General features: G+C 67.2%; 14 protein-coding genes. 9 read left to right on the forward strand and 5 right to left on the reverse strand.

What is annotated here, in order from left to right:
* Window positions 1-65: 65 nt before the first annotated feature.
* Entirely contained in the window at window positions 66-815 is a 750-nt protein-coding gene (locus ACODSM_RS02950; RefSeq protein WP_488804280.1) for a LytR/AlgR family response regulator transcription factor, read from the reverse strand.
* A complete protein-coding gene (locus ACODSM_RS02955; protein WP_488804281.1) occupies window positions 796-2,052 on the reverse strand; it encodes a sensor histidine kinase in 1,257 nt (418 codons plus the stop codon). The genes ACODSM_RS02950 and ACODSM_RS02955 overlap by 20 nt, the downstream gene beginning before the upstream one ends.
* A 52-nt stretch (window positions 2,053-2,104) precedes the next feature.
* Here ACODSM_RS02955 and argH point away from each other — a divergent pair, with 52 nt between their 5' ends.
* The 3 genes from argH to ACODSM_RS02970 all read left to right on the forward strand — a co-directional run bounded on the left by argH (window position 2,105) and on the right by ACODSM_RS02970 (window position 6,263).
* Window positions 2,105-3,574: an argininosuccinate lyase gene (argH, locus tag ACODSM_RS02960; protein WP_488804282.1), complete on the forward strand. Its 1,470-nt coding sequence runs from the start codon at window positions 2,105-2,107 to the stop codon at window positions 3,572-3,574.
* A gap of 41 nt (window positions 3,575-3,615) precedes the next feature.
* Entirely contained in the window at window positions 3,616-4,605 is a 990-nt protein-coding gene (locus ACODSM_RS02965; protein WP_110959426.1) for a Bug family tripartite tricarboxylate transporter substrate binding protein, read from the forward strand.
* Between the two features lie 200 nt (window positions 4,606-4,805).
* The gene (locus ACODSM_RS02970) at window positions 4,806-6,263 is read left to right on the forward strand and encodes a diguanylate cyclase domain-containing protein (RefSeq protein WP_488804283.1); all 1,458 of its coding nucleotides are present in this window, start codon (window positions 4,806-4,808) and stop codon (window positions 6,261-6,263) included.
* Window positions 6,264-6,382: 119 nt separating this feature from the next.
* Here the strand turns inward: ACODSM_RS02970 and ACODSM_RS02975 are convergent, their stop codons facing one another.
* Entirely contained in the window at window positions 6,383-6,991 is a 609-nt protein-coding gene (locus ACODSM_RS02975) for a hypothetical protein (RefSeq protein WP_488804284.1), read from the reverse strand.
* A gap of 43 nt (window positions 6,992-7,034) precedes the next feature.
* Complete coding sequence (locus tag ACODSM_RS02980; RefSeq protein WP_488804285.1) at window positions 7,035-9,152, reverse strand: catalase; 2,118 nt, start codon at window positions 9,150-9,152, stop codon at window positions 7,035-7,037.
* 221 nt (window positions 9,153-9,373) lie between these two features.
* Between ACODSM_RS02980 and ACODSM_RS02985 the strand changes: the two genes are divergently transcribed.
* The 6 genes from ACODSM_RS02985 to ACODSM_RS03010 all read left to right on the forward strand — a co-directional run bounded on the left by ACODSM_RS02985 (window position 9,374) and on the right by ACODSM_RS03010 (window position 22,797).
* Window positions 9,374-15,358: an alpha-2-macroglobulin family protein gene (locus tag ACODSM_RS02985; RefSeq protein WP_488804440.1), complete on the forward strand. Its 5,985-nt coding sequence runs from the start codon at window positions 9,374-9,376 to the stop codon at window positions 15,356-15,358.
* Between the two features lie 79 nt (window positions 15,359-15,437).
* The gene (locus ACODSM_RS02990) at window positions 15,438-15,806 is read left to right on the forward strand and encodes a hypothetical protein (RefSeq protein WP_015013149.1); all 369 of its coding nucleotides are present in this window, start codon (window positions 15,438-15,440) and stop codon (window positions 15,804-15,806) included.
* A gap of 58 nt (window positions 15,807-15,864) precedes the next feature.
* Window positions 15,865-16,734 carry a methylglyoxal synthase gene (locus ACODSM_RS02995; protein ID WP_488804286.1) on the forward strand — a complete coding sequence of 290 codons (870 nt, stop codon included), beginning with the start codon at window positions 15,865-15,867 and terminating at the stop codon, window positions 16,732-16,734.
* A gap of 63 nt (window positions 16,735-16,797) precedes the next feature.
* Complete coding sequence (pbpC, locus tag ACODSM_RS03000; protein ID WP_488804441.1) at window positions 16,798-19,128, forward strand: penicillin-binding protein 1C; 2,331 nt, start codon at window positions 16,798-16,800, stop codon at window positions 19,126-19,128.
* Window positions 19,129-19,212: 84 nt separating this feature from the next.
* On the forward strand, window positions 19,213-21,501 hold the full coding sequence (locus ACODSM_RS03005; RefSeq protein ID WP_488804287.1) for a sensor domain-containing diguanylate cyclase: 2,289 nt from the start codon (window positions 19,213-19,215) through the stop codon (window positions 21,499-21,501).
* A gap of 129 nt (window positions 21,502-21,630) precedes the next feature.
* Complete coding sequence (locus tag ACODSM_RS03010; protein ID WP_060986680.1) at window positions 21,631-22,797, forward strand: alpha-hydroxy acid oxidase; 1,167 nt, start codon at window positions 21,631-21,633, stop codon at window positions 22,795-22,797.
* A 15-nt stretch (window positions 22,798-22,812) separates the two neighbouring features.
* On the opposite strand, the gene ACODSM_RS03015 is transcribed toward ACODSM_RS03010, so the two are convergent.
* Entirely contained in the window at window positions 22,813-23,250 is a 438-nt protein-coding gene (locus tag ACODSM_RS03015; protein WP_488804288.1) for a c-type cytochrome, read from the reverse strand.
* Window positions 23,251-23,420: the final 170 nt, after the last annotated feature.

Below are 23,420 nucleotides of genomic sequence, written 5' to 3' on the forward strand. Positions count from 1 at the left end.
CAAAATGGCTCAAAAATATCCGTAGGGGTGTTCCAAGGCCCCCACAGGCCTGTGCAGCCCCGCGGCTAGCGCGCCAGTTCCTCGCGCACGGCCGCCACCTGCCGCCGCGACACCGCCAGCAGTTCGGTTGATCCCTGCAGCCGCACGGCCCAGCCTTCGCCCTCTTCAGGGTCGTAGTGCTTCTCCAGCGCGCGCACGGCACGGCGCGCGACCAGGGCATTGCGGTGGATGCGCAGAAAACGCGGCGCAAACTTGGTTTCCAGCTCGCTCAGCGAGCCGTCCATGATGTAGCTGCGGGTGGTGGTGCGCACGGTCACGTACTTCTGCTCGGCCTTGAAGTACAGCACCTCGGCCAGGGGCAGGCGTTCGGTGCGGCCCCGGTCCTGGATCAGCAAAGTCTCGCCTTCGGGCAGGCTGGGCACGGCACTGGGCCCTGCCTGGCGGCTGGTGCGCTGCACCTTGGCCAGGGCCTGCTGCAGGCGCTCGCGGCGTACGGGTTTGGTGAGGTAATCCACGGCGTCCAGCTCGAACGCGCTCACGGCGTGGTCCGCATGGGCCGTCACAAACACCACAGCCGGCGGCTGGGGCAGGGCCTGCAGCGCATGCGCCAGCGCCAGGCCGTCCTGCCCCGGCATGTGGATATCCAGCAGCACCAGGTCGTACGCACGCCCCCCGGTGGGGCCCAGCAGCGCCATGGTCTCGGCGGCGTTGGAGGCCTCGGCCACCGTGCAGCGCTGGATGTCCGAGCAGTCGGACAGCAGGGTGCGCAAGCGGCTGCGCGCCAGGGCTTCGTCGTCAACGATCAGGATGTTCATGGGGTTTGGAGGGGGTAGGTTCGGTGGGCGCGACCACGCCACGGCGGGAGCTGCCGCGTGGGTCGCCACGCCCGCGTGGGGCCTTGCGCTGGCGGGAGGTGGGCTGGGGCGTGGGGTCGGCAGCGGGCAGGGTGATGCGCACCTGGTACAGCCCGTCCTGCACACCGGCGGTGAACTCGCCCTGCACGTCGTGCAGCAAGGCCAGCCGCGCGCGCACATTGGCCAGCGCGATGCCGTGCCCCCGGGTGCTGGGCTCATCGTGCCTGCCGGGTTTGCCCTCTTTGGGGGGCAGGGTGTTGGTGATGCGCACCACCACGCGGTTGCCGCGCAGCTCGGTCAGCACCCGCAACTTGCCGCCCCGGGCGCTGGGCTCCACGCCGTGCTTGACGGCGTTTTCTACCAGCGGCTGCAGCAGCAGCGGGGGCAGGCGCGCGCTGTCGGTGCGCGGGTCCAGGTTCCACTGCACCTGCAGGCGGTTGCCAAAACGCACCTGCTCAATGCCCAGGTAGCGCCGCGCAAGGGTGATCTCCTCGGCCAGCGTGGTGGATTCGCCCTGCTCGATGAGGGCCACGCGGAACAGGTCCGACAGGTCTTCGAGCAGCGACTCGGCCTTGGCTGGCTCCTCACGCACCAGCGCAATGGCGCTGTTGAGGGTGTTGAACAAAAAATGCGGGCGAATGCGCGACTGCAGCTCCGTCAGGCGCGCCGTGGTGGCGGCTGGGGTGCGGCCCCGGGCGCGCAACACCAACGCGGCCACCAGCATGGCTGCCAGCAAAGCGCCGGTGGCAGCGCTGGCCAGCCAGGGGGGCGAGGCCGACAGGCCCACCAGCGCCAGCATGGCGCAGGCATAGGCACCGGCCACGGCGCCCAGCAGCACCCCGGCGGCATATTGCTGCGCGGTGGACAGGCGCTGCAGCAACGTCTTGAGGCTGCAGGCTGTGACCAGCCACACCAGCGTGGCCGGCAGCGCGCCGCCGGTCAGCAGCGCCAGGCTGGCCAGCCATGCGGACGGGCTGCTGGCGCCGTACATGGCGCCCACGCCCACCACCACCTCCACAAACAGCACGGCCCGCAGCACCACACCCACCTGGCAGGCATCGAACACCAGGGCCCGCCCGCGTGGCGGCTGCCCGCCCGGCCCGGCGCCCGCAGCCGCCCGCACGCTGCGCACGGGCCTGTCTGGCAGGGCGGAATCCGGCGGCGGGGGCTGGGTCGATAAAATTTGGGTGTTTTGCATTGCGGCATCCGGGCAGTCCGGGTGTCTGAACCACCGGATTATTGCCCTCCTTATGTCCAAAGCCCAAGCCACCAGCGCCGACTCTGCGCCGTCCCACAACCAGCTCGACACCAAGGCCCAGGCCTGGTCGGCGCTGTTTTCCGAGCCCATGAGCGACCTGGTCAAGCGCTACACCTCCAGCGTGTTCTTCGACAAGCGCCTGTGGCAGGCCGACATTGCAGGTAGCCTGGCCCACGCCGAGATGCTGGCCGCGCAAGGCATCATCAGCGCCGAAGACCACGCCTCCATCCAGCGCGGCATGGCGCAGATCAAAGAGGAGATCGAGTCCGGCGCCTTCGAGTGGAAGCTGGACCTGGAAGACGTGCACCTCAACATCGAAGCCCGCCTGACCCAGCTGGTGGGCGACGCGGGCAAGCGCCTGCACACCGGCCGCAGCCGCAACGACCAGGTGGCCACCGACGTGCGCCTGTGGCTGCGCGGCGAGATTGATCTGATTGGCGACCTGCTGAAAGAACTGCAGGTGTCGCTGGTCGATGTGGCCGAGCAGAACGTGGACGTGATCCTGCCCGGCTTCACCCACCTGCAGGTGGCCCAGCCCGTGAGCTTTGGCCACCACATGCTGGCCTATGTGGAAATGTTCAAGCGCGATGCCGAGCGCATGGCTGACGTGCGCCGCCGCACCAATGTGCTGCCGCTGGGCAGCGCGGCGCTGGCCGGCACCACCTACCCGCTGGACCGCGAACGCGTCGCCAAGACGCTCGGAATGGACGGCGTCTGCCAAAACAGCCTGGACGCTGTGAGCGACCGCGACTTCGCCATCGAATTCACCGCCGCCGCCAGCCTGTGCATGGTGCACGTGAGCCGCCTGTCGGAAGAACTCATCATCTGGATGAGCCAGAACTTCGGCTTCATCAAGATTGCCGACCGCTTCACCACCGGCTCGTCGATCATGCCGCAGAAGAAGAACCCCGACGTGCCCGAACTCGCGCGCGGCAAGACCGGCCGCGTGGTCGGCCACCTGATGGGCCTGATCACCCTGATGAAGGGCCAACCCCTGGCCTACAACAAGGACAACCAGGAAGACAAGGAGCCGCTGTTCGACACCGTGGACACGCTCAAAGACACGCTGCGCATCTTTGCCGAGATGGTCGGCGGCCAGCTCAACCCTGCCACGGGCAAGAAGGAGGGCGGCATCACCGTCAACGCCCAGGCCATGGAGCAGGCCGCGCTCAAGGGCTACGCCACCGCCACTGACTTGGCCGACTACCTGGTCAAAAAGGGCTTGCCCTTCCGCGACGCGCACGAAACCGTGGCCCACGCCGTCAAGGCCGCAACCTCGCACAACTGCGATCTGTCGGAGCTGCCCCTGAACGTGCTGCAGGGCTTCCACCCCGCCATCGAGAAGGATGTGTACGAGTGCCTGAGCCTGCGCGGCTCGCTCAACGCCCGCAACACGCTGGGCGGTACCGCCCCAGCGCAGGTGCGTGCCCAGCTGGCCTGCCACCGCGCCCGCCTGGCCTGATCCTTGCACCGCCGCTTGACCTTCTACCCTGGAGCTTTTTCATGACAACTTCTCGCCGTAGCCTGCTGTCTCGCCTTGTGCGCACCAGTGCTTTTGTGGGGGCCGCACTGGCCGTGGGCCTGGCGTCTGCCCAGCAGGCCAAGCCCATTCGCCTGCTCGTGGGCTTTCCGCCCGGCGGTGGCACGGACGCCATTGCGCGCACCTTGTCCGAGAAGCTCAAGGACGAGCTGGGCCAGCCCGTGGTGGTGGAAAACCGCCCCGGCGCGGGCGGCCAGATTGCCGCGCAGACCCTGAAGGCCTCAGCGCCCGATGGCACCACGCTGTTCCTCACGCACGACCACACCATCTCCATCCTGCCCCAGGTGGTGAAGAACCCCGGCTACGAACCCGCGCGCGACTTTGTGGCGGTGGGCGGTTTTGCCACGTTTGTGAACGCGTTTGCCGTGTCGGGCGGCACGCCGGCCAAGTCCTTCACCGAGTACGTGGGCTGGGTCAAGGCCTCGGGCGGCGGCAAGGGGGCCGTGGGCATTCCTGCCCCGGCGTCCACGCCGGAGTTCCTGGTCAAGCTGATCGGGCAGAAGTACCAGCTGGACCTGGTGTCTGCACCCTACCGGGGCAGCGCCCCCATGATGGCCGACATGCTGGGCAACCAGATCAGCGCGGGCGTGGCCTCGGTGCAGGACTTCATGGAAAACCACAAGGCTGGCAAGGTGCGTGTGGTGGGCGTGCTGGGCACCAAGCGCCAGGCCTCCATGCCCGACGTGCCCACGTTCGACGAGATGGGTCTCAAAGGCTTTGAAGACCTGCCGTACTACGGCATCTACGCCCCCACCGGCACGCCGCAAAAGTTCATCACCGACTTCTCGAACGCGCTGGCCAAGGTGGTGGCCCAGCCCGATGTGCGGGAACACCTCACGGCCATGGGCCTCACGGTGGGCTACATGTCGCCCCAGCAGCTGGCCACGCGCGAAAAGGCCTACACCGAAGCCTGGACGCGCATCATCAAGACCAGCGGGTTTGTGGCGCAGTAAGGGCCGTCAAACTGGCGGCGGGTCATACACCTGACTCCGCCCGGATTCGCAGCGCGGGCGGTGCGTCCCCTGAGGGGCCGACGTGAGGCCTTTGGCCCGACCAACCTGGATGTTATCCGCGCGTTCAGCGTCTGCGCATTCGGTGCTGGCTGGCCTGCGCAGACCATGGCACCATCCGGCACCCACCCCGGACCTCATTCATGCCCACCAGCCGCCTTCCTTCGAACTGGATCCATCACCGGTACCTGCCCCTTGCGGTGGGCGTGTGCAGCAGCACACTGGCTGCCTTGCTGGCCTGGGTGGTCATCGACATCTCGCACACCAAGGCACGCGCCGAGATTGCCGCGCAAGCGCAAAGCCACCTGCTGCAGATCCGCGACCGCCTGGACCGGCAATTGCAGAGCACGTTGTCGGTGCCTGAAACGGTGTCCGCCTTCATTGCCGCACAAGGCAGCATGTCGCCCGACATCTTTGCCACCGTGGTGGGCCGCCTGCTGGAGCACCAGCGCAATATCCGCAACCTGGCCCTGGCGCCCGACAACGTCATCAGCGACGTGTACCCGCGCGTGGGCAACGAGCGGGCGATTGGCCTGCGGTACCTGGACAACCCGCAGCAGCGTGGCGCGGTGGAGCGCGCCATCCAGACCCGCCGCACGGTCGTTGCGGGCCCCATTCCTCTGGTGCAAGGGGGGCTGGGCATCATCAGCCGCACGCCGGTGTTTCTGGCGCATCCGCCGGGGCGCGCACCGGTGGGCGGGGCCCGTTACTGGGGCATCGTGTCGCTCACCGTCAATGCCGACACCCTGTTCGCCGATGTGGGCCTGAACTCTGATCAGATGGGCTTTCAGGTGGCGGCACGTGGCCTGGACGCGATGGGCGCGCAGGGCGCGGTGTTCATCGGCCGCCCCCAGTTGTTCGACGAGGAGCCCGCCACGCTCGATGTGCCTTTGCCGGGTGGCGGCAGCTGGATTCTGGGCGCGGTCCCTACCGGCGGCTGGGGAGCGGCAGGCCGCGCACCCGTGCTGGTGGTGATGCTGGCCTATGCGTTTGCGCTGGTGCTGGGGCTGTTGAGCGCGCGGCTGGTGCGCGCCCACCAGCAGGTATTGGCCCTGGCCAGCCATGACCGCCTGACAGGCTTGCCCAACCGGCGCCTGTTTGAAGACCGCTTGTCGCAGGCGGTGCTGACGGCCTACCGCGACCACCGTGCTGGCGCGTTGCTGCTGGTGGATCTGGATGGCTTCAAGGCCGTGAACGACAGTCTGGGGCATGGCAGTGGCGACCAGGTGCTGGTGCGTGTGGCGCAGCGTCTGGCCGGACTGGCGCGCGCCAATGACACCGCCGCCCGCCTGGGTGGCGACGAATTTGCCCTGGTGCTGAACGCCGTGGCGTCCCCCGAGGCCGCCATGGAAATGGCCCAGAAGGTGCTGGCAGCGCTGGTGGCACCCATCGGACTGGACAGTGGCCAACACGTGCTGACCGGTGCGAGCATTGGGGTGGCGTTGTTCCAGGGCCCTGCGGTGGAGTCGATGCCGGCGCTCATGGACCGGGCGGACCGGGCGCTGTACACCAGCAAGCGCAGCGGCAAAGGGCTGGCGATACTGGCCGAAGCCCCGGGAGTTGCCGAGCCGCCGCCGGAGACCTCCACGCCATCGGCGTGAGAGGCGGGTTTTGCCGATATCCAACAAAAATAGCTGCAGGCGCTAGTACATCAAGCGCTTGCAGCTATATTTTTAGGAGTGCAGCCTGTCGCAAGGTTGCCGTTCAGTCCGCAACCTGGTCACAGCATGGCCGTGCGCTGCTGCTCGGCGCGCGATGCGCCGATGGCGGTCTCCACGTTCTTGACCTCTTCGGGCGGGGGCAGCACGGCGGGCATGCCCAGGGCCTGAATGGCCAGTTCGCGGCACCAGCCCTTGGTGTGGTACAGGTGGTGGTCCTCGTCTTTTTCCACCGCCTTGTGGGCCACCTTGAGGGTGTGGCCCACATCGCCCGTGGCCACCTTGGCCACCTGGCCCAGCAGCTCCCAGTTGGCGTGGTCCTTGGTTTCGGCATGCACCACACATTCGCAGGCCACCAGCTGTGCGGCCTCTGGCGTGCTCGACTTTTTGGCCAGCTGCATCGCCTGGACCAGGGAGGTGCCAATGTGCTTGACCACAGCCCGCGTGGGCGACTGCGCATCGGGGTCCAGGCCCAGCGCATCGCAGATGCCGCGCACCACGTTCTGGTGCGCCAGCGTTTCTTCCAGGTAGCCTTCCCATTCCTTCTTCAGGTCGGGGTTGATGGCGCAGGTGATGGCGGTGCGGTACACCTGTTCGCCGCCGAGTTCGGTCTCCATCATCTGCAGGACGAGGTCGTCGAGTTGATGGCTGTCGTAGTGGCTTTTGGGCATGGTGACTCCTTGGGTGGTGGGTGAAAAAAAGGGGGCAATGCGGTCAGGCCAGGGTGCGGACCTGGGGCTCGCGGTCCCACTGGCGGGTCTGGGCGGCGGCGATGAAGCCCTGCACATCGGCCGGGTCCACCACGCCCGTATCGGGCTCGATGCCACCGGCCTGCAGGATGGCCCGGGTGCCCTTGCAGGCGGCAATGGCCTTGAGGTGGCCGAACGCGTCGCGGAACCAGTCCACGGCCGCCGCCTCCTTGGCCAGCTGTGCGCCCATGTCGGGCGACAGGATGGAGGCCACGGCGTCAAACACTGCCGACGGGGTGCCCGCCAGCTGGCCGTCGGCGGGCAGCAACGTGCCGTCTTTCAGCATGGCGCCGCCCACCTTGGGCGCGACGATTTTCACGGTGGCGCCCACTTTCTCCAGCGCCTTGCGCAGGTTGGCCACCGAGGTGCCGTTGGAGCCATCGGCCACCAGAATGCCGATGCACCGGCCCTGCAGCGTGGGCTTCATGCGGTCGATGATGCGCAGCGCGGGCGACAGGGGCAGGTCCTGCACCGGCTCGGTGGTGGCGGGGGCGGGCGGCAGGGTTTGCAGACCCAGGCCGTCGGCCACCCGCTGGGCCAGGTCAGCATCCACATGCAGCAGATGGCCCACCACCGCTTCGCGCACATGGGGTGTGCCCACCTTGGACAGCTCGAACACCAGCGCCGACGCCATGTGCGCCTGCTCCAGCGGGCTCTGGCTGCGGTAGAACATGCGCGCCTGGCTGTAGTGGTCGGCAAAGCTCTCGGGGCGCACGCGGCCCTTCACGCCGTCGTCTGCCTGGGCAACGTGGCGAAAGCCTTGCGCCAGCGAGGCACGGGGCGTGTCGCCCTGCAGGCTGCTGGGCTCGTAATTGACGCGGCCCTTGGGCACCTGCATCTGCATGTGGCCGTCGCGCTGCATGTTGTGGAACGGGCACTTGGGCGCATTGATGGGGATCTGCGCAAAGTTGGGCCCGCCCAGGCGCGATAGCTGTGTGTCCAGGTACGAGAAAAGGCGGCCCTGCAGCAGCGGGTCGTTGCTGAAGTCGATGCCCGGCGGCACATTGGCGGGGCAGAACGCCACCTGCTCGGTCTCGGCAAAAAAGTTGTCGGGCCAGCGGTTGAGCACCATGCGGCCAATCGGTTGCAGGGGTACCAGTTCTTCGGGGATGAGCTTGGTGGGGTCCAGGTGGTCAAAGGGAAAGCGCTGGGCGTCTTCCTCGGTGAACAACTGCACCGACAGCTCCCATTCGGGGAAGTCGCCCGCCTCGATGGACTCGAACAGGTCGCGCCGGTGGAAGTCGTTGTCGGCCGACTGCAGCTTGACCGCCTCATCCCACACGGTGGACTGGATGCCCAGCTTGGGCCGCCAGTGGAACTTCACAAACGTGCTCTCACCCGCTGCATTCAGCAGGCGGAAGCTGTGCACGCCAAAGCCTTCCATCATGCGCAGGCTGCGCGGGATGGTGCGGTCGCTCATGGCCCACATGATCATGTGCATGGTTTCGGGCATGAGCGAGACGAAATCCCAGAACGTGTCGTGCGCGCTGGCGGCCTGCGGAAAGCCTCGGTCGGGCTCCATCTTCACGGCGTGCACCAGGTCCGGGAACTTCATTGCGTCCTGGATGAAGAACACGGGGATGTTGTTGCCCACCAGGTCCCAGTTGCCTTCGGGCGTGTAGAACTTGACGGCAAACCCGCGCACGTCGCGCGGTGTGTCCACCGAGCCCGCGCCACCGGCCACGGTGGAAAAGCGGGTGAACACAGGGGTCTGCACCCCGATCTCGGTCAACACCTTGGCGGTGGTGTACTTTTTGAGCGAATGCGTGAGTTCAAAGAAGCCATGGGCCGCTGTGCCCCGTGCGTGCACGATGCGCTCGGGAATGCGTTCATGGTCAAAGTGGGTGATCTTCTCGCGCAGGATGAAGTCTTCCAGCAGCGCCGGGCCGCGCGGCCCCGCGCGCAGCGAGTTCTGGTTGTCGGCGACCGGAATGCCCTGCTGCGTGGTCAGTACCGGGTGCTTGCCGCCAGCCTGTTGCTGCAGTTCGCCCGCATTGCCGCGAAAGTTGTCGGACTGGGTGGAAGAGGGCAGGGCAGACGGCGATTTGTGGGCCGCGCTGCGCGAGGTAGGGGGTCGTGCCATGGGCGCTCCTGAGGGTGCGTGGGGTAAAACGAAGCCGTCATCTTTGGGCGCTGAGCAGGGGCAGCGGGTAGGACACGGCCCCATCGGCACGTCGTCATGCACAGGAGATACCCACGGGCCCGCTCGATACGTAAGTGCTTGCAACACACACCCGCGCGACATGGCACTTTGTTACGCTTGCCGGTTCCTTCGGAGGGGATAGCGTGAACGCAAAAAAATGGATGTTGGCCGCCAGCCTGTCTCTGGTGGCCTGGGGGGCCCAGGCCCTGCAGATCACCAGCTTCTCGCCCCAGGGCGAGGTGGCGCGCGTGCGCCAGGTGGTGGCCAAGTTCGATAGCGCTGCGGTCAATTTCGGCGACCCCAAGGCGCCCGCGCCGCTGAGCCTGAGCTGCAGCGACGCCAGCGTCACCAAGGGCACGGGCCGCTGGACCGGCGAGCGCGAGTGGGTGTTTGACTTCGAGCGCGACCTGCCGCCGGGCGTGCGATGCACCGCCAGCGTCAAGCCAGGCTTCAAATCGGCCGCTGGCGCAGAGCTGACGGGCGCCAAGAGCTATCAGTTCAATAGCGGCGGGCCGTTTGTGCAGAACCTCCGCCCCAGCACCTACGAGCAGATCGACGAGGAGCAGTTCTTTGTGCTGTTCCTCAACGGCGCCGCCACCACGGCCAGCGTGCAGGCCAACGTGTGGTGCACGGCCGAAGGCGTGGGCGAGCGCATCCCCGTGCGCCTGATCGAAGGAGCCCAGCGCGCCGAGATCCTCAAGGGCCTGGGGCTTGAGAAAGACGCCGCACGCGATCCCTTGTCGTTTGCCACGCTGGCCTGCAACCGCCGGTTCACCTCCGGCTCGCGCATTCAGATCGTGTTCGGCAAGGGTGTGGCAACGCCCAGCGGCGTGGCCAACACGGTGGAAAAGCGCTTCGATTTCAAGGTGCGCGAGCCGTTCTCGGCCGAGTTCAACTGCGAGCGTGAAAACGCCCAGGCGGCCTGTCTGCCCATCCGGCCGATGACGCTGTCGTTCAATGCGCCTGTGCCGCGCAAGCTGGCCGCAGCCATTCGCCTCAAGTCCGCCAAGGAAACCCTCAAGCCCCAGATCGACGGCGGCGCAGAAGGCGCCCAGGCCGATGCCCTGGTCAACAGCCTGCAGTTCAACGCGCCGCTGGCCGAGAACACGGCCTTCACCATCGAGCTGCCCAAGGACTTCAAGGACGCCTCGGGCCGCCCGTTGCGCAATGCGGACAACTTCCCGCTCAAGGTGTCTACCGGTGGCATGCCGCCGCTGGCCAAGTTTGCGGCGGCTCCGTTTGGCATCGTGGAGCGTTTTGCCGAAGGCCCCGCGTCCGACAACCCGCCTGCGCTGCTGCCCGTGACGCTGCGCAACGTGGAGGCTGCCCTGCGTGTGCAGGGCCTGCAGGCGGGCACCGCCACAGCCAGCGCGCCAGCGGGCAAGGTGAGCACGCTCAAGCCCCGCACCGACGCGGACATCATTGCCTGGTTCCGCAAGGTGCAGCGCTACGACAACTATGTGGTGAACCGTAAGCAGGCGCGCCAAGACGTGACCGGCCCCCTGCCCAAGGTGCTGGATGACGACAAGGAGTACGTGCAGTCGCGCATGCTGTCGCTGCTGGCGGGCAAGGGCGGCGTCAAGACGCTGGACCTGCCCAAGCCCGCGAGCAACGACCCGCGTCCGTTTGAGGTGGTGGGCATTCCGCTTACGCCCGGCTTCCATGTGGTGGAGATCGCGTCGCAAAAGCTCGGCGCCTCGCTGCTGGACGACCGCCATGGCGAAGGCCGTACGATGTATGTGCGCACCTCGGCGCTGGTGACCAACCTGGGGGTGCATTTCAAGCTCGGCCGCGAAAACGCCATGGCCTGGGTCACCACGCTGGACAAGGGCCAGCCCGTGCAGGGCGCCACGGTGCGCGTGTCGGACTGCCGAGGCAACGAACTGGCGCAGGCCGTGACCGACGCACAGGGTATTGCCCGTGTGGAGGGCCTTTCGTCCGAACCGCCCGGCTGCAATTCCAATTCTGAGGAGGAGGCCGGTCAGTCGTACTTTGTGAGCGCACGCCACAAGGGCGTGGATGGCGTGGAGGACATGGCCTTCACCTGGAGCGACTGGCAGCGCGGCATCGAGCCCTGGCGCTTCAATGTGCCCACCAGCCGGTCTCCATCGCCGGACGAGCGCGCCCACACGATCTTTGACCGCACGCTGTTCCGCGCAGGCGAAACCGTGTCGATGAAACACCTGCTGCGCGCCGAAACGCGCCAGGGTTTTGCCCTGTCGGCATCGCGTCCCGACACCCTGGTCATCACCCACCTGGGCAGCGGCCAGCAGTTCACCCAGCCCCTGGTGTGGCGCGGCACGGCCACCGGCGGGCTCAGTGCGCAAAGCACTTTTGCCATTCCGCCAGCAGCCAAGCTGGGCGTGTACCAGGTCGAATTTGCGGGCAATGGCACGATGAACGGCAACATTGCGTCGGGCTCGTTCCGGGTGGAGGAGTTCCGCCTGCCTGTGCTGGAGGGGCGCATTGCCCCGGTCGATAAAAAGGCGCTGGTGCGTGTGCGCTCGGTGCCCACCGACGTGCAGATCAACTACGTGGCCGGTGGTGGCGCAGCCAACCTGCCGGTGCGCGTGTCAGCCCTGGTGCGCGGCAAGTCCCTGGAGTTCAGCGACTACGACACCTTCCGCTTCAGCCCGCCCCGCAAGCGCGAGCAGAGCAATGCCAACAGCGACGACGAAGAGGCCTCCGCCAGCCAGGACGCGCGCGTGATTGCCGACAAGCTGCCGCTCACGCTGGACAAGAACGGTGCGGGCAAGGTCACCATCGACAACGTGCCCCAGTCGCGCCAGCCGCAGGAGCTGCTGCTGGAGGCCACCTATGCCGACCCCAATGGCGAGGTGCAGACCCTGCGCAGCACGCAGACGCTGTGGCCCGCCGGGGTGGTCGCGGGCATCAAGACCGAAGGCTGGGTGTCTGCGCGCCAGAAGATTCGCTTCCAGGCGCTGGCGCTGCAGCACAACGGCAAGCCGGCGGCCGACACCTCGCTGCAGGTGCAGGCGGTGGCACGCATCACCACCACCACGCGCAAGCGCATGGTGGGCGGCTTCTACAGCTACGACAACCAGACCGAAACCAAAGACCTGGGCACGCTGTGCACCGGCAAGAGCGACGCGCGCGGCCTGCTGCTGTGCGAGGCCAAGCTCGACGAGGCGGGCGAGGTGGAGCTGGTGGCCACGGCCACCGACAAGGACGGCAATACCAGCGTGGCCGCGTCGTCGGTGTGGGTGACGCGCCAGGGCGAGTTGTGGTTTGGTGGCGAAGACCACGACCGCATCGACCTGCTGGCCGAGAAGAAGAGCTACCAGCCCGGCGAGACCGCCAAGTTCCAGGTGCGCATGCCGTTCCGCTTTGCCACGGCCCTGGTGGCCGTGGAGCGCGAGGGCATCATAGACACGCAGGTGGTGCAGCTCAACGGCCAGGACCCCACGGTGAGCCTGAAGGTGCAGCCCGACTGGGGCCCCAACGTGTACGTGAGCGTGCTGGCCCTGCGCGGCCGCCTGCGCGAGGTGCCGTGGTACAGCTTCTTCACCTGGGGCTTCAAGGCGCCGCGCGAGTGGTGGAACTCGTTCTGGTACGAAGGCAAGGAATACCAGGCACCCACGGCGCTGGTGGACTTGTCCAAGCCCGCCTACCGCCTGGGCGTGGCCGAAATTCGCGTGGGCACGCAGGCCCACCAGATCGATGTGAAGGTGCAGGCCGACAAGGAGAGCTATGCCGTGCGCGGCAAGGCCCAGGTCACCATCACCGCCACGCTGCCGGGCGGCAAGCCCGCCGCCAATGCTGAAGTGGCCTTGGCCGCTGTGGACCAGGCCCTGCTGGAGCTGATGCCCAACAACAGCTGGAACCTGCTCGAAGCCATGCTGCAGCGCCGCAGCTGGGGCGTGGAGACCTCGACCGCGCAGATGGAAATCATCGGTCGGCGCCACTACGGCAAGAAGGCCGTGCCTGCTGGTGGCGGCGGCGGCAAGTCGCCCACGCGCGAGCTGCTGGACACCCTGCTGCTGTGGGAGCCTGCACTAAAGCTCGACGCCAATGGCCAGGCCAAGGTGACGGTGCCGCTCAACGATGCACTGACCACCTTCAAGATCGTGGCGGTGGCCGATGCGTCCACCGGCCTGTTCGGTACCGGCAGCACCAGCATCCGTGCCACGCAAGACCTGCAGATCATCAGCGGCCTGCCACCGCTGGTGCGCGAGGACGACCAGTTCCGCGCGCAGATCACGCTGCGCAACACCACCAAGGCCGCGATGAAGGTGGAGGTGGCGCCGCGCGCCACGCTGCTGGACCTGAAGCCGCAGACCATCGACATCCCGGCCGAAGAGGCGCGCGAGGTGGCCTGGGACGTGACCGCCCCAGCGCAGCTGGCGCAAACGCGCGCCGAGGCCATCCTGTGGGAGATCGAAGCCAAGGACCAGGTCAGCGGCGCCCGCGACGCCCTCAAGGCCCGCCAGCGCATCGTGCAGGCGGTGCCGCTCACGGTGCAGCAGGCCACGCTGGTGCAGGTGGACGGTAGCTACAACCTCGACGTGAACCCCCCCGCCGACGCATTGCCCGGCCGGGGAGGCCTCAAGATGTCGCTGCAGCCCAAGCTGGCCGAAGGCCTGCCCGGCGTGCGCGACTGGTGGGCCCGCTACCCGTTTGCCTGCCTGGAGCAAAAGACCAGCAAGGCCGTGGGCCTGCGCGACGGCGCGCTGTGGCAGACCGTGGTGGCGCAGTTGCCCACGTACCTCGACAGCGATGGCCTGGCCAATTACTTCCCGCCGCGCGACGGCGACGCCAACCGGGGCAGCGACACCCTCACGGCCTATGTGCTGGCCGCCACGCACGAGGCCGCCAGCATCAACCCCGCGTTTGCCCTGCCCGACGAAGCCCGCGCGCCCATGGAGCGTGGCCTGATCGCGTTTGTGGAAGGCCGCATCCAGCGCAACTTCTGGAGCCCGCGCAAGGACCTGGACATGCGCAAGGTGGCCGCGCTCGAAGCGCTGTCGCGCTACGGCAAGGCCCAGGGCCGCATGGTGAGCAGCATCACCATCGCGCCCAACCAGTGGCCCACCCACACGGTGATCGACTGGGTGAATGTATTGAGGCGCGTGGCCGATGTGCCCGAACGCGACAAGCGCCTGGCCGAGGCGATGCAGATCCTGCGCGGCCGCCTGTCGTTCCAGGGCACCAAGCTCATCTTCAGCAACGAACAGGACGACTACTGGTGGTGGCTGATGCAGAACGGCGACGTGAACACCGCCCGCCTGATGCTGGCCGTGATGGACGACCCGGCCTGGAAGGACGACATGGGCCGTCTGGCCAACGGCTTCATCAGCCGCCAGCAGGCGGGCGCCTGGCACACCACCACGGCCAACCTGTGGGGCGGCCTGGCGCTGGAAAAATTCAGCGCCAAGTTCGAGGCCACACCGGTGTCGGGCACCACCAAGGCCAGCATGGGCGGCAACACCGCCAGCGTGGACTGGAGCAAGGTGGACCGCGTGAAGGCATCGGACGCCACCGGTGCTCCCAACCAGATCACCTGGTTTGGCGCGCCCGCATCGCCCGGCAACCTTAAGAACAACGGCATGTTCCTGCCATGGTCTAGTGCTGCAGGCAAGACGGGCGGCAATGAGCAGCTGGCCGTCACGCACCAGGGCCCGGGCAAGCCGTGGCTCACGCTGCAGTCGGTGGCGGCCATCGATCTCAAGGCGCCGTTCGCGGCGGGCTATGCGATCAAGAAGACCATCACCCCGGTGGAGCAGGCCAACAAGTCGCTGCCCGCCGGCCAGTACACACGCGGCGACGTGCTGCGCGTGACGCTGGAGGTCAACGCCACAGCCGACATGACCTGGGTGGCCATCACCGACCCCATCCCCGGCGGCGCCACCATTTTGGGCAGCGGCCTGGGTCGCGACTCCGAGATCGCCACGCAGGGCGAAAAGAAGACCGGCGCGGGCTGGCCCGCGTTCGAGGAGCGCAGCTTCGAGTCCTTCCGCAGCTACTACGAGTACCTGCCCAAGGGCACCGTCAAGATGGAGTACACCGTGCGCCTGAACAACGCGGGCGACTTTGCGCTGCCGCCGAGCCGCGTCGAGGCCATGTATGCGCCCGAGATGTTTGGTGAACTGCCCAACGCACGGGTGAAGGTGCAGGTGGCCAAATAAGCTGCGACGCTCCAACGCCACTCTGTCATAACGCCGCCATGCACCGCCTTGCCCATCGCCCACCCCAGGCCTTCATGCCATGAGCCTCAGCGTCTTTCTGGAGCTGCGGTTCTGGCTGCTGGTGGGGTTCTCGCTGGTGCTGCCGGTGGGCATCTATGCGCTGCTGCTGGTCACCCGGTCGATCTCGCGCTGGGCGGTGCTGGGATTTGGTGTGGCGCTGGTGCTCATTGCGGGCGTGGATGTGTACCTGCTGCAGTCCATCGCCGCGCAGGCCAAGAGCACGCCGTCGCTGGCCGACGATGCGTGGTTCAGTTCCGAGCTGACGATTGCGCTGTACCTGCTGCCGGTGGTGTTCGGCGGCATCGGCGTCAACCTGATCTCGCACGTGCTGCTGCGCCACCTGACCGAGGCCGAGGGGCGGTTTGACCGTGAACACTCCGACCGCTGAGTCGCAAACACGTTCTTATGATGCTTCGATCCCTTCGTTTTCAGAAAGTCAACCCGCCATGATCCTGGGTCTCGCTGCCAACCGCCTGCACCACCACACCGAAGACGCGGCGCTCTTTGCCTGGTTGCGCGCCTGCGAGGCGGGCATCCGGGAACTGCAGCTGGGTCTGCACGCCGTGGGCCGCACGCACGATGCCATCGTCGCTGCGGGCATGCTGCAGGGGTACCGCCTGCTGGTGCGCTATCCGTACGGGCGCGACGGTGGGCTGATGAAAGTGGTGGCAGAGGTGGTGGGCATGGGGGAAGGGCGCACGCTCGATGGCGCGATTTACCTCACCGACCCCGTGGACCCTTCTTCCATCTTCCCCGAGGCGCTGGCCCTCAAGCGGCAGTGCGTGATCCATGGCAAGCCGTTTCTCTCCACCGTGGCCAGCGCACGCGACTGGATCGAAATGGAGCGCATCCACGCCGGGCTGGCGCCCGACCCACAGGCCGACAGGTTTCATGACCATGGCAACCAGACGCTGGCGCTGATTGCGCACGACGCATGCAAACAGGCGATGATCGACTTTGCCGATTGCAACTTTGATGTGCTGTCGCAGTTTTGCCACCGGGTGGCCACCGGCACCACGGGCCAGCGACTGAACGCCCTGGCGTGGAGCAAGGGCTGGCCCGAGGGGCAGCCCTGGGTGCAGCGCTTCAACAGCGGGCCGCTGGGTGGCGACGCGCAGATTGCCGACCTGGTGCTAGAGCGCCGTTGCCACCGCGCCGTTTTTTTTGAGGACCCGCATGTGGCGCGCCAGCACGAGGCCGACATCCAGCTGCTGGAGCGCGCCGTTACCACCGCCACGCACGACGCGGTGTGTGTCACCGTGCCAAGCGTGGCGCAGCGCTGGTGCGACGCCGTGCGCCTGCGCGCAGCGCGCTGATGGCGCTTTTTTTATCTCTGCGCGTTTGTGTTCCTTCCCTTCGATTTCTTCTTCACCTTGCGCCTGCGAACGCAGGCCGCTGCGCTGGTGCTGGCGGCCTGCGCCTCGGGCGTCTGGGCCATTCCCACGTTTGACGAGGTGCGCGCGGACTTCAAGCCGTCGGACACCCTGATCCTCTCGCGCGAAGGCGAGGTGCTGCAGCGCCTGCGCACCGATGCCACCGTGCGGCGCGGCCAGTGGGTGCCGCTGGCCGATGTGTCGCCCGCGCTGCGCCAGGCGCTGGTGCTGAGCGAGGACAAGCGCTTTTTTGAACACAGCGGGGTGGACTGGCGTGCCGCGTCGGCCGCCGCCTGGGGCAACCTGTGGAACCAGCGCACGCGCGGTGCCAGCACCATCACCATGCAACTGGCTGGCCTGCTCGACGGTGACTGGCGCCAGGGCCCCGGCGGGCGCACGGTGGTGCAAAAGGTGGGCCAGACGGTGGCTGCCCAGGTGCTGGACCGGCGCTGGCGCAAGGACCAGATCCTGGAGGCGTACCTCAACCTCGTACCGTTCCGCAGCGAGCTGGTGGGCATCGACGCCCTGAGCCGCACCCTGTTTGACAAGGCGGCCCACGGGCTGGACGACCGCGAAGCCGCAGTGGCAGCGGCCCTGGTGCGCGCGCCCAATGCTCGGCCCGCACTGGTGGCGCAGCGCGCTTGCGGGGTGCTGCGCGACATGCAGCAGCGCCCCTCCACCCCCACCTTGCCTGCTGCACCAGCGGCGCGCGTGGACTGCGATGCGCTGGACCTGTTCACCACGGCCGCATTGCAACGCCGCGCGTTCGATGCGAGCGAGGGTGTGGCGCCACACTTTGCGCGTTACCTGCTGCGCCAGCGGGACAAGGACAGCGCCGTGCCCGAGCGGGTGACCAGCACCCTGCGCGCACCGTTGCAGCGTTTTGCCATGCAGAGCCTGCAGCAGCACCTGCGCGAGCTGCGCGGGCGCCATGTGGAAGACGGCGCGGTGCTGGTGCTGGACAACGCCACGGGCGCCGTGCTGGCCTGGGTCGGGTCGTCCGGCCAGCTCAGCCAGGCCAGCGAGGTCGATGGGGTGCTGGCGCTGCGCCAGCCGGGCTCCACGCTCAAGCCCTTTCTGTATGCCCAGGCGATTGCAGAGCGGCGGCTCACAGCGGCCTCGTTGGTAGAGGATTCTCCCGCGCAGATCACCACGGCGGGGGGGCTCTACATCCCGCAGAACTATGACCGCCAGTTCAAGGGCTGGGTGTCGGTGCGCACGGCGCTGGCGGCGTCGCTCAACGTGCCGGCGGTGCGCACCTTGGTCATGGTCACGCCCGATGCCTTCCATCGCCAGCTCGGCGCTGTCGGAATGCCGCTGCGCGAAAGTGGCGACTACTTTGGCTACAGCCTGGCACTGGGCAGCCCCGAGGTGCCGTTGCTGCACCTGACCAATGCCTTCCGCACACTCGCCAACGGCGGGCGGGCGAGTCCTGTTGCAGGCACGCTCGCCAACGGCGGGCGGCAGGTCACCGTAGCCCCGGCCGATGCCAAGCCCCGCTTCACGTCCGCCATCGACCCACGCGCCGCCTTCATCGTGGGCGACATCCTGTCCGACGGCAATGCACGCGCACGCACCTTTGGCACCGACAGCGTGCTGGCCACCCGCTTCTGGGCGGCCGTGAAAACCGGCACCAGCAAGGACATGCGCGACAACTGGGCCGTGGGGTGGTCGGAGCGTTACACCGTGGGCGTGTGGGTGGGTAACGCCAGCGGCGCAGCCATGCACGAGGTCAGCGGCACCAGCGGCGCGGCACCCATCTGGGCAGCGGTGATGGGCTTTCTGCACGCCCGCGAGCCCAGCCGTGCGCCCAAGGCCCCTCAGGGGCTGGTGCGGGCGGCCGTACGGTTCGGCCCAGGGCCGTCGTCAGGCGCGGGCGCACCCCAGCCGCTGGAGGCCGCGCGCGACGAGTGGTTTGTTCCCGGCACGCAGCAGCCGTTGTTTGCTATGGATTCAATAGCTGGCGAGGCATATGGCACTGGCGCATCTGGCCCAAAAACCTCCAAAAATACCGCCCGTACCCCTGTAGAGGCTGCATCGGCTTCTGCCGCCGCCCCGGCGCGCATCACTGCCCCGGCATCCGGCACGGTGATTGCGCTGGACCCGGACATTCCGCCCGCGCGTCAGCGCCTGCAGTTCACCGCCACGCGCGATGCGGTGCAGTGGCGGCTGGACGGCAAACCGCTGGGCCGTGGGGCCCGGGTGCCCTGGCTGCCCTGGCCGGGCCGGCATGTGGTGCAGATCACCGACGCCCAAGGCACGGTACTGGACGAGGTGCGGCTGGAGGTGCGCGGCGCCGGTGTGGTGGCCGCACCCACCCGGGCAGGTGCGCATTGACGCCGCCAATCCCGAGGAATACGGTGTGCCTTGGTGCTAAGTCTCAGCTAAGGCGGCTGTTTAAAATAGTTACAAACTATCCCTATGCCATCGCTCCGCCAGTTTTTCTCTCACCGCCTGATCTGGCTGGCCTTGCTGGTGGCTCTGGGCATTGGTGCGTTGTTTGCGCGCACCATCTGGACCATTCGCAACGACGAGTGGAGCTACGCAGAGCAAACCAATGCCAACCTGGCCCGCACCCTGGAGCAGGGCTTGGCATGGTCGCTCGATTCGTTTGACAAATCTCTGGAAGGCGTGGCCCGCGAGGTGGCACGCCCCGAGGTCTGGGCCTTGCCCCCCGACCTGCGCGCGCGGGTGGTGTTCGACAACTCGCTGCGCGCGCGTGGCGCAGGCGATGTGCTGGTGCTGGACGCGCAGGGCAACGTCATTCTGGACTCGGGCTCCCTGGAGCCCCGCAAGGCCAATTTTGCCGACCGTGACTACTTTCTGGCGTTCCGCGAGCAAGGCCAGCAGGGGCTGTTCTTCGGCAAGCCCGTGCCTTCGCGGGTGACGGGCCTCAACATCCTGCCCATTTCTCGTGCCTACTACCACTCCGATGGCAGCTTTGCCGGGGTGGTGGTGGGGGCTATTCGTCTGAGTTATTTCAAAGAGCTGTATGGGTCTTTGGATCTCGGAAACAACAGCGGTATCAACCTCTTCCGGCAGGACGGGGTGGTGATCTCCCGGTTTCCCTACGGAGACGCCGACGTTGGCAAATCCATCGCAGGCACTCCGAATTTGGTGCGCTTCCAGACCGAGGGCGCGGGATCGTTCGTCGGTGTAGCGGCGCTTGACGGGATTGAGCGCCTGTATTCCTTCCGGCCCGTGGGCAACTATCCGCTGATCCTGAACGTCGCCCAGTCCACCGACACCATCCTGGCCAAGTGGCGGAGCAGCGCCTTGGTGCTGGGCGGTTTTGCCGTAATGCTGATGCTGGGCTGCCTGGGGCTGGCCCTGCTGTTTGTGCGCGAGCTGCTGCTGCGCCAGGAGGTGTCGGCGCGCCTGACCGAGGCCGAGCACGACCTGCGCACCACCCTGGACAACGTGCCCTCCATGATTGCCTACTGGGATGCCGGTATGCGCAACCGCTTTGCCAACCGCGCAGCGCTGGAGGAGTTTGGCACCTACCCGGCACCAGTGCGGGGCCGCCACATCAGCGAGCTGCTGAGCGAGGCCCGGTATGCGGCCAGCAAGCCCTATTACGACCTGGCGCTGTCGGGGGCGCCGCAACGGTTTGAACGCACGGACGAGGGACCCCAGGGCCTGCCGCGCCACAGCATCGTGTCTTACCTGCCGGACACCGACGCGCGCGGCGTGGTCACCGGGCTCTTTGTGCAAGTGACGGACATCACCGAGCGCAAGCGCATGGAGAACGAGCTGTTCGACGAGAAAGAGCGCGTGCGCCTCACGCTGCAATCCATCGGGGATGCCGTGGTCTGCTCGGACGCCAGGGGCATGGTGACCTACCTCAATCCCGTGGCTGAGCGTCTCACGGGCTGGCAGGCGTTTGATGCGGCCGGGCACAACGTGGACGAGGTGGTGAGCCTGCGCAGCCCCGACAACGACGAGCCCTTGCCCAACACGCTGCGCACCGCCATACAGCAAGGTGCTGCCACAGACCCCGTGCGGGGCGTGCTGGTGCACCGCACCAGCGGCCAGCGCTTCCAGGTGGAGGAGACGGCCAGCGCCATCACGGACCGCCATGGTGTGGTGACCGGTGCGGTGGCCGTGCTGCGTGACGTGACCGAGGCCGTGGCCATGGCCGAGCGCATGGCCCACCTGGCCCAGTACGACGCACTGACCGACCTGCCCAACCGCGTGCTGCTGCAGGACCGTGCCCAGCTGGCGATGGCGCAGGCGCGGCGCGAAGGCAAGTCGCTGGCAGTGATGTACCTGGACCTGGACGGCTTCAAGGAGGTCAACGACCGCCTGGGCCATGACGTGGGCGACATCCTGCTGGTGCAGTTTGCCCAGCGCCTGCAGGCGGCCGTGCGCGCGTCCGACACCGTGTGCCGGCAAGGGGGCGACGAGTTTGTGGTGTTGTTGCCGGGGCTGGACGGGGTGGAGCCCGCCTGCCTGGTGGCGCGCAAGATTCTGGCGGCCTGCGACGCTGCGTTTGAGCTGGCCGGGCAGCCGGTGCGGGTGGGCGTGAGCGGCGGCATTGCACTGTTCCCGCAGCACGGCAGTACCTTCGACGAGCTGTCGCGCCATGCCGACGGAGCCATGTACGCGGCCAAGCGTGGTGGCCGCATGCGCTTCATGCTGTACCGGGGGCCTGACGCCGAGCCCGAGGCGGTGTTGCCAGAGCCGGACCTGGCGGCCACGGCCCAGTAGCTGGCGCGCAAGGCGGGGCGACCTGACCCCTCTGCTGGAAATTTGTTGCAAGCCGTCGAAAAAATTTTGATGGCTGCCCCCCGCGCCACCGCCTACCATTTGGCGCATTTCCCATACCGGAGAGCCTGCGTGCCTAACCTGTCCAAAATCACATGCATCGAAGACCTGCGTGTCATTGCCCAGCGCCGCGTGCCGCGCATGTTCTATGACTACGCCGATTCGGGCTCGTACACCGAGGGCACCTACCGCGCCAACGAAAGCGACTTCCAGCGCATCAAGCTGCGCCAGCGCGTGGCCGTGAACATGGAAGGCCGCACCACCCGCACCACCATGGTGGGTCAGGATGTGGCCATGCCCGTGGCCATTGCGCCCACGGGCCTCACCGGCATGCAGCATGCCGATGGCGAGATCCTGGGCGCTAAGGCGGCCAAGGCGTTTGGCATTCCGTTCACGCTCTCGACCATGAGCATCTGCTCCATCGAGGACATTGCCGAACACACGGGTCGCCATCCGTTCTGGTTCCAGGTGTACGTGATGCGCGACCGCGACTTCATCAACCGCCTGATCGACCGCGCCAAGGCCGCCAACTGTTCGGCGCTGCAGCTCACGCTGGACCTGCAGATCCTGGGCCAGCGCCACAAGGACATCAAGAACGGCCTCTCGGCCCCACCCAAGCCCACCATCGCCAACCTCATCAACCTGGCCACCAAGCCGCGCTGGTGCCTGGGCATGCTGGGCACCAAGCGCCGCAGCTTCGGCAACATCGTCGGCCACGCCAAGGGCGTAGGCGATTTGTCGTCGCTGTCGTCGTGGACGGCTGAGCAGTTCGACCCGCAGCTCAACTGGGGCGATGTGGAATGGATCAAAAAGCGCTGGGGCGGCAAGCTGATCCTCAAAGGCATCATGGACGCCGAGGACGCGCGCCTGGCCGTGAACAGCGGTGCCGATGCGCTCATCGTCAGCAACCACGGCGGTCGCCAGCTCGATGGCGCGCCGTCCTCCATCGCGGCGCTGCCCGGCATTGCCGCTGCGGCCGGCAAGGACATCGAAGTGTGGATGGACGGCGGCATCCGCAGCGGGCAGGACGTGCTCAAGGCCCGCGCGCTGGGCGCGCAGGGCACGTTGATCGGCCGCAGCTTTTTGTATGGCCTGGGTGCCTACGGCGAGGCGGGCGTCACGCGGGCCCTGCAGATCATCCAGAAAGAGCTGGACATCACGATGGCGTTCTGCGGCCACACCAACATCAACAACGTGGATTCGTCGATCCTGCTGCCCGGCACGTATCCCACGGCCTGAGCGGCGGAATGCGCTTTACCTTGCTGCTGGCAACGGTACAGGTACAGGTACAGGCACAGGTGCGGGCAGGCGTTTGAGCGTGGCCAGATAGGCCACCACGTCCTCGCGGTCCTGCGCATCGTCAAGCTGGTAGTCCATGGCCTGGCCGGGGATCAGCGCCTCGGGGTCCGTCAGCCAGGCCTTGAGCGTGGCCCGCGTCCACAGGATCTTGCTGGCGCGCAAGGCCGGCGAGTAGTCAAAGTCCTTCAGGGCGCCAGCGCGGCGCCCCACCACGCCCCGGTGTGCCGGGCCGTCTCCATGCTGGTCAGGGCTGTGGCAACTGCTGCAATGCGCTGCATACAGCGCAGCACCACGCTCCACCGACTGGGCTGCAGCGGGACTGTGGGCCCCCCACACCAAGGTGGCCGCAACGGCAACCCAATGAACAGGGAACAGTGGGCGAGGCAGAGGCATGGCGGGCAGCATGGGGTGGAAAGCGCGAGCGTTGTTGGCAGAGGTGACTCTTGCAGTACGGACGATCCCGCCGCCTGGATTCATGCCCGTTGCGGTTGGGGTGCCCGATACCCCGACTACACCAATTTGCCGAGCCAGGGCACTGTTTTTGTGCCCGGCCGCATCCAAAG

It is taken from the genome of Acidovorax sp. FG42, assembly GCF_057809195.1.